Below are 15,496 nucleotides of genomic sequence, written 5' to 3'. Positions count from 1 at the left end.
CTTCTAGTTATTTTTCTGGATCAGTGAAGCCTATTATCATACTGGCAATGAACCCGACAATCCATGCGCCTGCAACTGCAATTAGAAAGTCCAGTATTTGCCCATCTCCTACTAATGGGATTAATGATAACCCAGCGGTGCCAAATGGGATGATAATACCAACATGGAAAAAGGCCATTAATGCACCACCAGCAGCACCACCAATACAGCCAGCAATGAAGGGCTTACCTAGCGGTAATGACACACCAAATAACAATGGTTCACCTACCCCAAAAATACCGACCGGCAATGCCCCGACTAGCGTTTTTTTCAACCGTTGATTTTTAGTTTTTAAATACACCCAGAAACAAGAACCTACCTGCCCCATACCGCCCATTGCTAAGATTGGGAATAAATAATTCAGACCAAAGGTTTGTAAAATTTCCGCATGGATAGGTATCAACCCTTGGTGCAGACCCGTTAACAGTAAAAATAAGAAACTACCGCCTAAGACCCCACCTGTCGCTACAGCACCACCACCACTATCCAGTAATGCAACAGAAACACCTTGCGCCAAGATTTGATTCAAATAATGGCCAGCAGGTTGGAATACGATAATGGCAACCATTGCTGATACTAAGATCGTAACAAATGGTGTGACTATCAAATCAAGGCTTTCTTTGATAATACTTCGAAACCACACTTCAAATTTTGACGAAAAAACAACGACCATCAAGACGGCGAATATCCCACCACTATTTGGTACCAGTTTGGAGCCAAATAAAGTAATATCAGCCAATCCCGGCATGGAGAGCAAGCCCGCCATAACCGCACCAATTGAGGTCGATGCGCCGAGTTCCTTTGCCGTATTTACCCCAATCATAATTGATAGATAAACAAATACTGAACTGCCGATTAATTTCAATAATTTGAATAGCTCTGGAAATTGTTCTACAACCCCTGGTGCAACCAAACGAACAATATTGATAAGCCCCATAATAAGGCCGCAACCAATCAGAGCTGGAATAGTAGGAACAAATATAGCAGCCAAGGTGTTTAAAGTACGACGAATAGAAAACGCTTTTTTCTCTACAGGAGCTTGCTCGGCTGTGGTGGCTGATGCACTACCCTGCATTCGCTTATTCATTACTGAAAAAACTTTTGCTGCGGTGCCCATACCAACAATCACCTGCTGTTGCTCACCATTAAAAATAACACCTTTCACACCATCAATTTGCTTCAACGCATCAGCATCAAACTTGCTATTGTCCTTTAACACTAAACGGATACGAGTCATACAGTGAGTTAAAGTTGCCACGTTCTCAAAGCCGCCCGCATATTTTTCTATTTCTCTGGCGAGTACTTCCAGATGTTCTATCTTATTAGCCATATTATTCCCCTGATGTTGGCTGAGCCAATAGCTTGGCTCTCCATCATGCTATACCGGTTTATTAACGGTGAGTTTCTAACATTTTATCCAGTGTTGTATTTGGATGCTGCTGAACTATATCCGTTGCTTGCTGTGCACTAATTTGTAATTCATACATTAAAATTGCGCGTCGTGGGTGGTAATCCACTTGCACTAATAACTCTGCGGCTATTTGTGTATCAATACCGCAAACTTCACTGACAATTCGTTCTGCACGGCGTAATAATTTAATATTACTGGCAACGACATCAATCATTAAGTTAGTGTGGATACGGCCGAGGCGGCCCATAACACATGTACTTAACATACCTAAAATCATTTTTTGGGCGGTACCACTCTTCATGCGCGTTGAGCCTGATAGCACTTCAGGCCCTACATCTGGCGCAATCGCTATTTTTGCAATATGACTTAAGAGCCCGCGGCCCCGGGTCGTGATAGCAACGGTTAACACACCAAGCCCATTGGCATAGTCAATCCCTGCTAAAGTAAATGGAGTTCGCCCACTTGCAGCGATACCCACAACAACGTCTTTTCCACAAAGCTGGCGCTTTTTCAATTCTTCTATTGCTGCTTCAGGTGAATCTTCAATATTTTCAACTGCCTTTAGCATCGCATCTTGACCACCAGCAATAATTGATTGCACTAATTCTGGTGAGGTACCAAAAGTTGGAGGGCACTCCGCGCTATCTAAGACTGCAAGCCTTCCACTAGTCCCCGCACCGATATAAAACAAACGACCGCCTTGTTTTAAGCACTCAGCAATAGCATCAACCGCCTCTGCAATCGCGGGTAAAACGGTCTGAATAGCCCCTGCAACTGTGCTATCCGCTTGGTTAATTAGTGTAACCATCGATAATGTCTCCAAACGTGAAAACTGTAAGGTTTCCTGATTGAATTCATTTTGTAGACAGTCACTCAGAGTACTTTCGGCTAGAGACATTGAAACACCCCTCATTGCATTTGAAATTTAATTTCAATAAAAATTACTATGTATGAATTTTTATTTCAATTTAAATTGCAATAATAAAATCAACTAAAGTGATGATTATGATCTTTCTCACAGTTCATTCATGTTCTAAGGGAAAAAGCGGCAGTGAAATACTGCCGCTCATAGCGTTATTTTACAAATTTACAGGTGCCAAAAGCAGAAGGTATATGAAAATCAGGTTTTACAGAATCAGGTTTGATCCAGCTAATCCACTTACGGACTTGCTTAGGCTCACCAGCACTAAACTCCCCGCGTAAGATAGCGCACATTAGGGTTTTCTTATCTTTGTCTTGCCATAAATTAAGCTTGCTGAACTCATCAAGGTCAATCTTGCCTGTTAATATATAGCCGTTTGGTGTTATTTCACCCACGGTTTGCAGCGTTTCCCAATTCCAACTAGGGTCGACCTCCCGATAAAAATTAGCCTTCGCGTCAAAAGTACGCCCTTTAGGGTCCATTTCAGCAGTATAATAAGGCTTTAGTTCAGGGCTGGTAGCAAAAAATAGCTCTACACGATCAGAATCTAATACTGCTTGGTCTTTATCAGGGTCATCCCCCAGCTGTATGTCTTTATCTTCGGCAATAAAACGAAAATATAATGCGTCATCACTCCAAAGTGCACGAAAATCTGTTTTCGGAGCGGCTTCTTTTTCCCATGGATAAGTAAAGTCCGTCAATACCTCTGCCTGTTCCCAGATTTCAGCACTTTTAGTCGCATCATTCAGTGATTTCAACTGTTCTGTATGGTTAATTTGGTAATCTTTTGCTGCTACGCTTGAAGTAATCAGTACCGCACTTGCCGCGATTAATGTCGTTAGTTTCATGCTTTTCACCTATCAGGTTACTGTGTTTATTATCAAAGATAGACTACATTTAAAGAAATTTAATTTCACAACAAAATATAAATATAAAATTAAAATTTCATAACAGATAGCCTTATGACATAAAAACTACCGAGATGTGAAACTGCTCACTGTTTATAATGGCAAACTTTCAATTTTTTCATCCAATCGCTGATGTTTTTTCACACAATAATGCGCTTTAATATTCGTCAACCTTATACAAAGGGCTAACATTGACACGACTTTACGTTACGTGACTTGCGCCACTTATTTAACTCAAGTAGCCTAGAAGCTCTGGTCAATTAAGGCTAGCAATCTCATTTATGATTTTTTATTTTCAAGGCTAGGACATGAGGAAACGTCTGATTATTGGTCTTTTTATTCTTGCAGGGATAGCAATAACGACCATTATTTTGCTTGATCGCTGGATAAGCTGGGATACCGCTCCCTATATCTATGAAGATATAGAAAAATTGCCTGCACGCGATGTTGGCATGGTGCTTGGTACATCAAAATATTACACATCCGGTGTGACTAACCTCTACTACTCCTATCGCATTAAAGGTGCAGCAGAAGCTTACCGTAGTGGCAAAGTAAAGTATTTGCTCTTAAGTGGTGATAATGGTGCACATAATTACAATGAACCCATCAATATGCGCAAAGACCTTATTAAAGAAGGTGTTCCCGCGTCAAAGATTGTTCTTGATTTTGCAGGTTTTAGGACTCTGGATTCTGTAGTTCGTACTAAGAAGGTTTTTGATACCGATAATTTTACTATCATTACCCAACGTTTCCATTGTGAGCGAGCGGTCTTTATAGCAAAACATAAAGGTATTGATGCGCAATGTTTAGCGGTCCCCACCCCCGAAGGAATGTATAGAGTCAGGGCTCGGGAAGTGTTCGCACGGCTCGGTGCATTAGCTGATTTATATATTTTAAAGCGCGAACCAAAGTTCTTAGGGGAGCAAGAATCTATACCTGCTCCAATAAAAATGCCGGATGGAATTAAAGGCTACCCAGCGGTTTCACCCGAAGAAATAAATAAATTAAACTAACTGACCTAAGTGAATAAGCCATCATTAAAGCCGATAACCGCTTAACGATACAACTTTTCAGTTAACGTACGCCAGCACCATTCAAGTGGCCCTTGGCGAAATACTCGCAACCAATAATGAGAAAATAATAGGTTTATAGCCCAAATTATTGGAATAAAAAGCAGTAATTCAACACGGCTGAATACCCCAAAATACCCTAGGTGATAAAATATTGTCGTACAAATCAGGGTTTGTAAAATATAGTTACTTAATGCCATTCGCCCCACATTCTGTAGGTAATCAACCAATTTACTAGACTGGATTTTACCCCAAAAGCCATATACTAATGCGATATAACCCAATGATTGAAAAGGGGTAACTAACTCATTAATAATGTACCCTACAATTGAAGTAGCAAAATAGCTCCAATTTAATTGGCTTTGTGCATATAACGCGATAATTTGCACCACCAGCGCAGGAACAATAAATAATTTAGCTATTTTCCGGTAATGTTGTGGACTAAATTGCCCTTTAAGCCAACCATTTTTAATTAATAACGCCCCAATGACCATTAGCGCTAATAATTGCCAGCCATATTGGATGACCAGCATTTCTACCATGATAAACATTTCTGTTGTGCGGTAAATAACCCCTTCGATTCCCCCCGCAATTCTTACCATTTGCTCATCAGCTACCTGTTGCGCTGAAATTTGCCAAAAATGGCTCGGGTCAACGCCACTACCTAAAATAAATAATATAATCAAACCAACTAAATAAATGGTAACAGCGAGGTTTAACAATACTCGGTCACTATAATAATTAATTAGATACACAGCGACTAACCCTGTCAATGCATAAGCAAGAAGAATGTCTCCATCCCAAAAAAGCACACCATGAATAACTCCAAAGATAGCTAAGATAAAAAGCCGGCAATGATTCCATCTCAATGTTCGCGACTGTAATAATGCTAAAGTCGCCCCAAATAAAATAGAAAAAATGGCCAAAACCTTGCCTTGAAACAGCACATTGAAAACAACCCAGATATAGGCTTCTGAAGGAGAGGTCGTTGACGTGTAATAGGGGTTTAAATAAGCTGCTTGTGGCAAAGCAAACCCAAAGATATTCAAAAGAAAAATACCTAGAATTGCCATGCCACGAACAGTGTCAAGCTGCGCTATACGCCTTGACGATGCCGCTGTTACCATAACTTATAAGTGGCGAACAGCACGTAGAAACTCTTGCCTTGTGTTTTGGCTAGACTTAAATAACCCACCTAACGATGTCGTCGTTGTCGCGCTGGTGGCGTCGCGTATACCACGTGCTTTAACACAATAATGCACGGCATCAATGGAAACAGCAACGTTCGTCGTTCCCAACAACGTTTGTAAGGCGACTAAAATTTGCTGAGTTAAACGCTCTTGAACTTGCGGGCGCTGAGAGAAAAACTGCACAATACGATTAATTTTTGATAAACCAATGACTTTATCTTTTGGAATATAAGCAACCGTCGCTTTACCATCAATGGTCACAAAGTGGTGCTCACAAGTACTGGTTAATGTGATATCCCGTACCGTTACCATCTCATCGACTTTCATTTTATTTTCAATCAATGTGATTTTTGGGAAATTAGTATAATCTAAACCTGAAAAAATCTCATCGACGTACATTTTTGCAATACGACGAGGGGTGTCAGCTAAGCTATCATCAGATAAATCCAGATTCAGTAGCTTCATGATCTCTGTCATATGCCCTTCAATCAGTTGCTTACGCTCTTCGCCTGATTTCGGCTGGATACGCAAAGGCGTTTCTAAGCCTCTAGCTTCCAAAGCTGCATGAACTAATTCGGCCTCTTTACTCAGAGATGGCATGGGTTCCTCCACAAATGGTGTAACTATTATTATAAAAATGCAGGTGTGCGCTTTACTCTAAAACAGCAGGTACAGATAATCCAGTATAACCTCAACTGTGGGAGTGAAATATTTGCATGTCCATAGGCAACTTTCTTCACCATAGTAATCCTATGATTTAAAATCACTATCACATATATAATATGCTGAACTAAATATTTATTAACGAAGCTCACGTTTAGGGTAACGATAAACCAATAATCCGCCTACTACCAAGGCGATAAGTGCGATATATAGCGCGGGTTCCAATCGCCCTGTTAAAGACGTGGATATAAATGATAGCGTTGGCCCTATTAATTGCCCAATAGCATAAAATGTTGTCAATAACCCTGCCATAAAACGGTTATGATCGGGTGCAAGTTCACGCCCTAATTGAAGCGCTAACTGCACCGTACACATAAAACCTGAACCGACCAATACCGCAGAAAATGCTAAACCTGAAATGTCGGGAACCACTTCCGCAATCAAAATACCGAGCCCTTGTAACCACAAGCTAATCGCTAAACGATTACGGGTTGTTGACAAATTTCGTAGTAGCATGGCTAATACAATCCCAACAACCGCTGATGCCCCAAAAATAGGCCAAACAAACTGGGCAAATAAGCTATCCGGGAAACGCTGTGCTGCCATTTGCGATAAAAATGTAGCAGGTAAAATATAACCAAAACCAGCCAACCCATAACACCAAACCAAACGTTTAATTTCTGGGGTTAGTATTAATTTTTTTATTTCACCAGAAGGCCTTTCCCACTGCCCTTTGCGGGGTAAATATCGGCTAATATATAAGCTTAAGATCAGCGCTAGTACCCCATAAATAATCCAAGCTTGGCTAGCCGTTAAATGCCAACTTTGGATAGCAACAGCCAGCACACCACTAATAAAAATCCCAGCACCTGTGCCCGCAAAAACAGCAACACTGAGTGCTGGCCTATTTAACCGAGCAAGGGTTTCATTCGCCCATGCTGCGACAAGAACTAATGCTATTCCACTCGCCCAACCAATCACAAAGCGGGCAACGCTGTGTAAAATAGGCCCATTTAACAACGCGCTAAGCAGAGTTATCACTACCGCGCCCCAAACACCTAACCACATGCGCTTTTCAACGTGTGAGCGTGCTCTCATCGCATCAAATGAGCCAAGTAAATAACCAAGATAATTACAAGCAGCAACAACACTGGCAGTCGATAGTGTTAACTGATGTTCTTTGATCATTAAAGGCACTTGAGGGGTTAATGTAAATCGCCCTATCCCCATCACCACGATTAAGGAGAGAAACCCCGTAAATGCGATATGAAAAGCCTTTGCGCTATGGCTTGGAGAAAAAGTTATTGGTTTTATTGACACTATATTCACTCATATTAAGCCTGAATATTATTGTTATATAGAATAATTCAATTTCTAACTTTTAACATCATTTCAACAAATCAAGTATGCTTTTCGTGCAGTTTATTGTCGCTTAATTCATTGCTCACTAATATAAATCTGACTAAAAGCTATTTGTAATCAATTTCTATTCATTCACCCAATCAGGTATTTCTGCCATAATATGCATTACCAACACATTTTTAGCCTCAAGGCATATAACAATAATGAGGGTTATTATTTATGGATCAGTGTCATACTAACGATTTGATTTCTCTAGAGCTTGCATTAGAAAAGCTACTCTCTAACACTAAAACCGTGACAGGCACAGAGATCATTCCACTGACCAGCTCAGCTCAACGTATTATCGCCACTGACCTGATTTCCCCGATTAATGTTCCACCATTTGATAATTCTGCGATGGATGGATATGGTTTATGTTTTGCTGATTGGGATGGCAAAACCCCATTGCCAGTTGCCGGTAAATCTTTTGCAGGTAAACCGATGGAGGGGGAGCTTAAAGCAGGTTGCTGTATCCGTATTATGACCGGAGCTCCAATTCCCCAAGGCGTTGATACCGTAGTTATGCAAGAATCAACAGAGCAAACTGAGCAGGGTATTATATTCACACAGCCAATTAAAAAAGGCAGTAATATTCGTAAAGCGGGGGAAGATATTGCCCAAGGTAGCGCAGTGTTCCCTGCGGGCACATTACTGACAACAGCGCAATTACCCCTTATTGCGTCATTAGGCATTTCTGATGTGACCGTCTATCGCCGTTTAAAAGTTGCCGTTTTCTCCACCGGAGACGAGCTACAGGCTGTTGGCCAACCATTAACTGACGGGCAAATTTATGACACTAACCGTTTTACCGTTCGCCTGATGCTCGAAAAACTCAACTGTGAAATATTAGATTTTGGCGTGATCCCCGACTCCCCAGAGAAACTAAAACAGACTTTTATCGAAGCCGACCAACAAGCAGATTTAGTGATCAGTAGCGGTGGTGTTTCTGTGGGGGAAGCTGACTATACCAAACAAATTTTAGATGAGCTTGGTTCGATTGGCTTTTGGAAGTTGGCAATAAAACCGGGGAAACCTTTTGCTTTTGGCAAACTCAGCTCTTCATGGTTTTGCGGTCTACCAGGAAACCCAGTTTCTGCTGCATTAACCTTTTATCAGTTGGTACAACCGCTGATCGCCCGCCTCTCAGGGCACAGCCAATGGTGTACACCGCTGCGTTTTAAAGTACCAGTCACTACACCACTGAAAAAAACACCGGGCCGCCTTGATTTCCAACGTGGTATTTTAACGGCCGACGAACAAGGGCAATTACACGTCGCCACTACTGGCCACCAAGGGTCGCATGTATTTAGCTCATTTAGCTTAGCGAACTGTTTTATCGTATTAGAAAGAGAACGCGGTCGAGTTGAAGCGGGAGAAATGGTCGAAGTTGAAATGTTTAACTACTTATTGAAAAGCGAATAATTATCGTGCAAGAACTCAGTGATGACGAAATGCTGCGTTACAACCGCCAAATTATCTTACGCGGGTTTGATTTTGACGGGCAAGAAAAACTCAAATCCAGCCATGCGCTCGTTATCGGTCTAGGTGGCTTAGGTTGCGCAGCGACCCAATACCTTGCGGCAGCTGGAGTCGGTCACTTAACCTTGGTTGATTTTGATACGGTGTCATTATCAAACTTGCAAAGGCAAATTTTGCACCGCGATGCAACTATTGGTGAGCCTAAAGTTAATTCAGCTAAATCGCAGCTTAGTGCTATCAATCCGCATATTCGTATTGACACAGTTAATATGCAATTAGATGACCAACAGCTTGATGAATTAATTAAACGCCATGATGTGGTCTTAGACTGCACCGACAATGTAGCCATTCGTGAGCAGTTAAATCGTTTATGTTTACCTCATAAAAAACCATTTATTTCCGGTGCAGCTATTCGCATGGAAGGTCAATTGTCCGTTTTTACTTATCAAGATGATACCCCATGCTATCGCTGCTTAAGCCGGTTATTTGGAGAAAATAGTTTAACTTGTGTCGAGGCTGGTGTGATGTCGCCTTTAGTTGGCACTATTGGTACCTTGGAAGCGATGGAAACGATTAAATTACTGGCTAACTATGGCCAAGTAAATTCGGGGAAAGTGTTGCTATTTGATGCTATGACTATGGATTTTCGCCAATTTAAGCTAACTAAAGACCCACATTGCGAAGTATGCGGTCAACACTAATAATCAAACCAAGTTCAATTAGGCGGGAAGTTTCTCGCCTTTCCATTACACTTGCAGTAAATTAAGAATAATCTGAAAAAATATTTTTTTTGCCCTTTCACCTTATACTATCCCTCTTTTGTGGCATTTACGGCTAGCGCTGTTACCACAGTTTATTATTTTGATAACGTTACTGAGAGTATGAATATGCAATTCCCTCCTTGCCCTAAATGTCAGTCTGAATACACCTATACTGATAATGATATGTATATCTGCCCTGAGTGTGCGCATGAATGGAATGATGCCGAGCCTGAAGCTGATATTGATGAGCTCATTGTAAAAGATGCCAATGGCAACCTATTAGCTGATGGCGATACTGTCACTGTAGTTAAAGACCTTAAAGTCAAAGGCAGTTCTTCAATGCTGAAAATCGGTACCCGTGTGAAAGGGATCCGTTTAGTCGAAGGTGACCATAATATTGATTGTAAGATTGACGGTTTTGGCCAAATGAAGCTGAAATCTGAATTTGTTAAGAAGAACTAAGTAAGCATTAGCTTTCTTTAAATAAAAAAGCCCCCCAAATGGATTGTCCAATAATTGGGGGGCTTTTTAGTGACTGAGCATACTCAATCGATACTAAAAGTTAAAATATGATTAGAGCACTACGCCTTGGCTAGTTAGATACTCATCATAACTTCCTTTGAAATCAATAACTTTATCTTCTTTGATTTCTAAAATGCGACTTGCTAGTGAACTTACAAATTCACGGTCATGGGAAACAAATATTAGCGTCCCCTTATACATTTCAAGGGCTAAGTTTAATGACTCAATAGATTCCATATCCAAGTGGTTAGTGGGTTCATCCATAATTAACACATTCGGCTGTTGCATCATCAACTTACCAAACAGCATACGGCCTTGTTCACCACCCGATAATACTTTAACTTTTTTCTTAATATCATCTTGAGAGAACAACAAGCGACCTAAAATACTGCGTACCGCTTGCTCATCATCACCTTCATTTTTCCACTGGCTCATCCAGTCAAAAACAGTTAGGTCTGTTTCAAAATCTTCGGCATGGTCTTGTGCATAATAGCCTATCTTACTGTTTTCAGACCATTTAACCACACCACTGGTGGCTGGTTGTTCGCCCATCAGTGTTTTTAAGAAAGTCGTCTTACCAATACCATTGGCACCGATCACGGCCATTTTCTCGCCCACTTCCAACAGTAAATTGACATTTTTGAATAGTGGACCTTGGTCATAACCATTTGTTACTGCTTCTAATTCAAGCGCATTACGGAATAGTTTTTTCTCTTGCTCAAAACGAATGAATGGGTTTTGACGGCTAGAAGCTTTAACTTCATCAAGCTGAATTTTGTCAATTTGACGAGCCCGTGAAGTTGCTTGCTTCGATTTAGAAGCATTTGCACTAAAACGGCTCACAAAAGATTGTAGTTCAGCAATTTGCGCTTTTTTCTTCGCGTTATCAGAAAGTAAGCGTTCGCGAGCCTGTGTCGCAGCAATCATATATTCATCATAATTACCGGTAAATAAACGCAATTCACCGTAATCTAAGTCCGCCATGTGTGTGCACACCGTATTTAAAAAGTGCCTATCATGGGAAATAATGATCATTGTGCAATTGCGGTCATTCAATACTTGCTCTAACCAACGGATAGTATCGATATCCAAGTTATTCGTCGGCTCATCAAGCAATAAAATATCTGGGTCAGAGAATAATGCTTGCGCCAAAAGTACCCGCAATTTCCAACCTGGAGCAACCTCGCTCATTGGCCCATAATGCTGCTCAACAGGAATACCCACACCGAGTAATAATTCGCCAGCTCGAGCTTCCGCACTGTAGCCATCCATTTCACCGTAAGCGACTTCTAAGTCAGCAACTCGATAACCATCTTCTTCGCTCATTTCAGGAAGTGCATAGATTCTGTCGCGTTCTTGCTTCACATTCCACAGTTCGATATGACCCATAATTACTGTATCTAACACAGTGTATTCTTCGAATGCGAACTGATCTTGGCGAAGTTTACCAATACGTTCATTTGGATCTGTCGTACTCACATTTCCTGAAGTTGGCGTTAAGTCAGCACCTAAGATCTTCATAAATGTCGATTTACCTGCGCCATTTGCGCCGATCAAACCATAACGGTTACCAGTTCCAAATTTAACTGAAATATTTTCAAACAGCGGCTTACTGCCAAACTGCATAGTGATATTGTTCGTTGTTAACACTGCTATGCCTTAAATTAAACGGTGTAAAATAACCTGCGATGAATAAGTTTATATGACAACAGCGTAAGCGAACGGAAATCCCCCAAAATGGGTATTTGGATAACAAAATAAATTTCACACGCCAGTCATTTGAGTACATAGATTACAGCAGGTATAAATAGCGGCGCATTATGCCATATTACGCCGCTTAGATCTTGTGCTGTTTTTAGCGGATTAATAACACAGAAGGAAAAGTTGATTTAACACCAAACTAAAGTTTAATCCCCATTGTCCGGCTGATCTCGGTTAATCCTTCTCGTTCATAAAACTTAATGGCTTGGCGATTTTGTGCCAGCACTGAGAGTTCTAGGTGGCTAAATTGTTTGCTCTTCGCCCACGATTTCATGCCATTTAACAATTCTTGACCTGCTTTTTTACCACGAAAATTCGGGGCAACTACCAAATCAAAGATATAACCAAAGTTTCTAGGGACGATGCAATTATAAGGATCGGCAGATTGTTGTTGAGCAATACAAAACCCTTTAATTTCACCTTCAAATTCAGCTACTAACAGATGAAATTTATCATCAGTTATTGCATTCTCAATAAACTCAAGAGCTTGCTGAGCTGGCTTAATCCGTTCAGGGTCAAATGCAGCCATTTCCGCAAATAAAATTTGATAAAGTGATGAAATAGCCCCTACATCGCTTTTTATCGCTAGTCTTATCATCGTTCTTTCCGTTTATTGCATTAAGAAGAGACGTTAGTCGTAAGTTTTAACTGGCGGCGCAATATATGATTCAAAACTATTTAGTATCCTCTCTGGGGAATCATCAACTATTGCCATATGACGATATTTTTCATGTAAAAAACCTTCATCTGCCATCTTATTAGTCATATCAACTAATGGCTGCCAATAATTATTGATATTAAACAGAGCACAAGGCTTAGTATGTAAGCCAATTTGGCTCCATGTGAAGACTTCTGCGTATTCTTCCAAAGTGCCATAGCCCCCCGGTAAAGCAACAAATGCATCCGCAAGCTCAATCATTTTATTTTTTCGTTGATGCATAGTGTCTACTTTATACAGCTGCGTTAAATTTTTATGCGAAATTTCCCGCTCTTCTAATAACGATGGGATCACCCCAACAACATTCCCCCCTAAAGCAAGGATGGTATCAGCAATGGTTCCCATAATTCCTACGCTCGCCCCACCATAAACTAACGTGATATCACGTTTAACCATCTCTTTAGCAAACTCTATCGCTTTTTGCTGATAGATTTCATGTTTTCCCATGCTTGAACCACAATAGACAGCAACGCTTTTAATTTTTCCCATTTGACCCTCATTTCCCTTTTGATTATGACTTTTTTAGAAAAGAGGATTATACGAGCCTAATATAGAAGCTCAACCCTACATTATTTGTCATAATGAAATTATTATAAATTTTTGCTTATAGCATTACTCTTAATCTAAACTTAGCTATAAAGCACTTTATCCCCTAGGGTAGAAGGTTATTGGCAATAAAGAAATATAAAGCCTCTTGTTTTTATGAGATAATCATTAAGAAATTATTTTTCATAACCAAATACTTATTTTCTAAATATTTATTACCAACTCAGTTACGTTTTCCGAGGTTTACTTATTTATGTCTGCCGACACAAAAAAGAGCGCTCTGCCGCTATTGCCTATAGGGTTATTACTGCTTGCAATGGCCTCTATTCAAAGCGGTGCATCTTTAGCTAAAACTTTATTTCCTGTTATCGGCGCTCCCGGTGTTACTGGTTTACGTTTATTGCTGGCTACAATTATACTCTTTATTATTTTCAAGCCTTGGCGCTTAAAATTCAGAAGAAGCTCACTCGTCCCATTGCTCACATATGGTTTATCCTTAGGTACGATGAACTACCTATTTTATCTGTCACTAGAGCGGATTCCATTAGGGATAGCAGTTGCATTAGAATTCACAGGGCCTTTAGCGGTCGCGATGTTTTCATCTCGCCGACCTATCGATTTCCTTTGGATAGCTCTTGTTATAACTGGGTTATTATTCTTACTGCCTATTGGCGATAATATTAATTCCATTGACCCACTAGGTGCTATTTATGCGCTAGGAGCTGGTGTTTGTTGGGGGATTTATATTATTTTTGGTCAGCGAGCAGGAGCCGGTTATGGCGCAGCAACTGTAGCTATCGGTTCATTTATCTCGGCCATGATCTTCTTCCCGATAGGTTTAATGCAAACAGGGTTTGAAGTCATGTTTGACCCTTCTATTTTGCCTCTTGCATTAGCGGTAGCCATTTTATCGACCGCATTTCCTTATACATTGGAAATGATTGCACTCACACGCTTACCAGCTCGTACATTTGGTACGCTAATGAGCCTTGAACCTTGTATGGGGGCATTTTTAGGTATTGTTTTCTTACAAGAACACTTAACAATGACTCAATGGCTAGCTTTATTGTGTATCGTTTGCGCTTCGATAGGCTCTACCTCGACCGCTACGCCTAAATCAAAAATTGAGAAAGTTTCTTAGTCTATTGTAAAATAGGCTAATTAGTACATTAGGTTAATAAAGACAGTCTTTCCTGTGTTTATTAACCTTTTTTGATGTAAAGATTTATTCATCTGTTTGAAATAATCATTTGTTATTTTTATTTTAATATTTAAATATTCATTAATTACATCTATAGCACTTATTGCAAAAAACAATTAATCCTCAACATCCACAATGAATTAAAGCATATCGGATAGACCTATTAAATTAATCGTTTATTACGCTATGACAAATACACTTTAATATTTTATATTTATTAGCAGATGAGGTTATTAAACAAATTCATATTTAAGAGAGGATGAATCATGAGCACAGCTAAATTATTTAAAGCATCTTCAACTGAACTTTTATATACTCGTAATGATATGGAAGATAGCGTAAAATTGGAAACCATTGGTATCCTTAATGTTATGGTAGTCCATTTTACCGATCTCTCTTTGATGACTAAACAAGCACATTGGAATATGCGTGGTCGTAACTTTATTGCAGTTCATGAAATGTTAGACGGCTTTAGGTCAACCCTTGTGGAACACTTAGATGAATTTGCTGAGCGTGCTGTCCAATTAGGTGGCGTAGCAATCGGTACAACCCAAGAGGTTAATCGTTTTACCTCTTTAGAGGCTTACCCTATCAATATTCACAGTGTACAAGACCACTTAAAAGCCTTAGCTGATCGCTATGCTGTTGTGGCAAATGATATCCGTAAAGCCATTGATGAAGTCGAAGATGAAGACACCGCTGATATGTTTACCGCAGCTTCCCGTGATATGGATAAATTCCTTTGGTTCTTAGAAGCAAATATTGAGTAATGTCGTACCCTAGAGTCAATTTTAATTGACCGAAGGCCACAGCAATGTGGCCTTTTATTTTTGCTTAAAAACCAATATTTACTACTTTTATATCACCATTGATATTTTTCTAAAATAGACCAATAGCGATATAA

At 40.1% G+C, this 15,496-nt stretch carries 15 protein-coding genes; 6 read left to right on the top strand and 9 right to left on the bottom strand.

Annotation, left to right across the window (positions count from 1 at the left end):
• Positions 1-7 precede the first annotated feature (7 nt).
• The 3 genes from ACPEH5_RS04615 to ACPEH5_RS04605 all read right to left on the bottom strand — a co-directional run bounded on the left by ACPEH5_RS04615 (position 8) and on the right by ACPEH5_RS04605 (position 3,220).
• A complete protein-coding gene (locus ACPEH5_RS04615) occupies positions 8-1,369 on the bottom strand; it encodes a PTS transporter subunit EIIC (RefSeq protein WP_042846575.1) in 1,362 nt (453 codons plus the stop codon).
• Between the two features lie 61 nt (positions 1,370-1,430).
• The gene (murQ, locus tag ACPEH5_RS04610) at positions 1,431-2,348 is read right to left on the bottom strand and encodes an N-acetylmuramic acid 6-phosphate etherase (RefSeq protein ID WP_210846876.1); all 918 of its coding nucleotides are present in this window, start codon (positions 2,346-2,348) and stop codon (positions 1,431-1,433) included.
• A 176-nt stretch (positions 2,349-2,524) separates the two neighbouring features.
• Positions 2,525-3,220: a carbohydrate-binding family 9-like protein gene (locus ACPEH5_RS04605; RefSeq protein WP_129466761.1), complete on the bottom strand. Its 696-nt coding sequence runs from the start codon at positions 3,218-3,220 to the stop codon at positions 2,525-2,527.
• Between the two features lie 368 nt (positions 3,221-3,588).
• Between ACPEH5_RS04605 and sanA the strand changes: the two genes are divergently transcribed.
• Positions 3,589-4,293, top strand: coding sequence for an outer membrane permeability protein SanA (gene sanA / locus ACPEH5_RS04600; protein WP_042846578.1), 705 nt, complete (start codon positions 3,589-3,591; stop codon positions 4,291-4,293).
• A gap of 41 nt (positions 4,294-4,334) precedes the next feature.
• Here sanA and yeiB read toward each other — a convergent pair whose 3' ends face one another.
• From yeiB to ACPEH5_RS04585, 3 genes are all read right to left on the bottom strand, one after another.
• Positions 4,335-5,477, bottom strand: a complete 1,143-nt coding sequence (gene yeiB / locus ACPEH5_RS04595; RefSeq protein ID WP_042846579.1) for a DUF418 domain-containing protein YeiB — start codon at positions 5,475-5,477, stop codon at positions 4,335-4,337.
• Between the two features lie 3 nt (positions 5,478-5,480).
• Positions 5,481-6,140 carry a GTP cyclohydrolase I FolE gene (gene folE, locus ACPEH5_RS04590; protein ID WP_042846580.1) on the bottom strand — a complete coding sequence of 220 codons (660 nt, stop codon included), beginning with the start codon at positions 6,138-6,140 and terminating at the stop codon, positions 5,481-5,483.
• 201 nt (positions 6,141-6,341) lie between these two features.
• Positions 6,342-7,523, bottom strand: coding sequence for a YbfB/YjiJ family MFS transporter (locus ACPEH5_RS04585; RefSeq protein ID WP_048606549.1), 1,182 nt, complete (start codon positions 7,521-7,523; stop codon positions 6,342-6,344).
• A 261-nt stretch (positions 7,524-7,784) separates the two neighbouring features.
• Here ACPEH5_RS04585 and moeA point away from each other — a divergent pair, with 261 nt between their 5' ends.
• The 3 genes from moeA to ACPEH5_RS04570 all read left to right on the top strand — a co-directional run bounded on the left by moeA (position 7,785) and on the right by ACPEH5_RS04570 (position 10,306).
• Positions 7,785-9,026 carry a molybdopterin molybdotransferase MoeA gene (gene moeA / locus ACPEH5_RS04580; RefSeq protein ID WP_048606506.1) on the top strand — a complete coding sequence of 414 codons (1,242 nt, stop codon included), beginning with the start codon at positions 7,785-7,787 and terminating at the stop codon, positions 9,024-9,026.
• A 5-nt stretch (positions 9,027-9,031) separates the two neighbouring features.
• A complete protein-coding gene (moeB, locus tag ACPEH5_RS04575; protein WP_370661212.1) occupies positions 9,032-9,784 on the top strand; it encodes a molybdopterin-synthase adenylyltransferase MoeB in 753 nt (250 codons plus the stop codon).
• 186 nt (positions 9,785-9,970) lie between these two features.
• A complete protein-coding gene (locus ACPEH5_RS04570) occupies positions 9,971-10,306 on the top strand; it encodes a zinc ribbon domain-containing protein YjdM (protein ID WP_042846644.1) in 336 nt (111 codons plus the stop codon).
• A gap of 111 nt (positions 10,307-10,417) precedes the next feature.
• On the opposite strand, the gene ACPEH5_RS04565 is transcribed toward ACPEH5_RS04570, so the two are convergent.
• The 3 genes from ACPEH5_RS04565 to ACPEH5_RS04555 form a co-directional block, all read right to left on the bottom strand.
• The gene (locus tag ACPEH5_RS04565) at positions 10,418-12,016 is read right to left on the bottom strand and encodes an ABC-F family ATPase (RefSeq protein WP_281110668.1); all 1,599 of its coding nucleotides are present in this window, start codon (positions 12,014-12,016) and stop codon (positions 10,418-10,420) included.
• Between the two features lie 250 nt (positions 12,017-12,266).
• Positions 12,267-12,725, bottom strand: a complete 459-nt coding sequence (locus ACPEH5_RS04560; RefSeq protein WP_042846585.1) for a GNAT family N-acetyltransferase — start codon at positions 12,723-12,725, stop codon at positions 12,267-12,269.
• 33 nt (positions 12,726-12,758) lie between these two features.
• Positions 12,759-13,334: a TIGR00730 family Rossman fold protein gene (locus ACPEH5_RS04555; protein WP_042846586.1), complete on the bottom strand. Its 576-nt coding sequence runs from the start codon at positions 13,332-13,334 to the stop codon at positions 12,759-12,761.
• Positions 13,335-13,644: 310 nt separating this feature from the next.
• On the opposite strand from ACPEH5_RS04555, the gene rhtA reads away from it, so the two are divergent.
• Together rhtA and dps are read left to right on the top strand one after the other, a co-directional pair.
• Positions 13,645-14,532 carry a threonine/homoserine exporter RhtA gene (rhtA, locus tag ACPEH5_RS04550; protein WP_042846587.1) on the top strand — a complete coding sequence of 296 codons (888 nt, stop codon included), beginning with the start codon at positions 13,645-13,647 and terminating at the stop codon, positions 14,530-14,532.
• Positions 14,533-14,858: 326 nt separating this feature from the next.
• Entirely contained in the window at positions 14,859-15,362 is a 504-nt protein-coding gene (dps, locus tag ACPEH5_RS04545) for a DNA starvation/stationary phase protection protein Dps (protein ID WP_042846588.1), read from the top strand.
• Positions 15,363-15,496: the final 134 nt, after the last annotated feature.

The organism is Providencia sp. NPDC089933 (assembly GCF_049545585.1).
GTDB classification, from domain to species: domain Bacteria; phylum Pseudomonadota; class Gammaproteobacteria; order Enterobacterales; family Enterobacteriaceae; genus Providencia; species Providencia huashanensis.
Note: the sequence above shows the minus strand (reverse complement) of the source record. Positions and strands in the feature narration are given on the sequence as shown.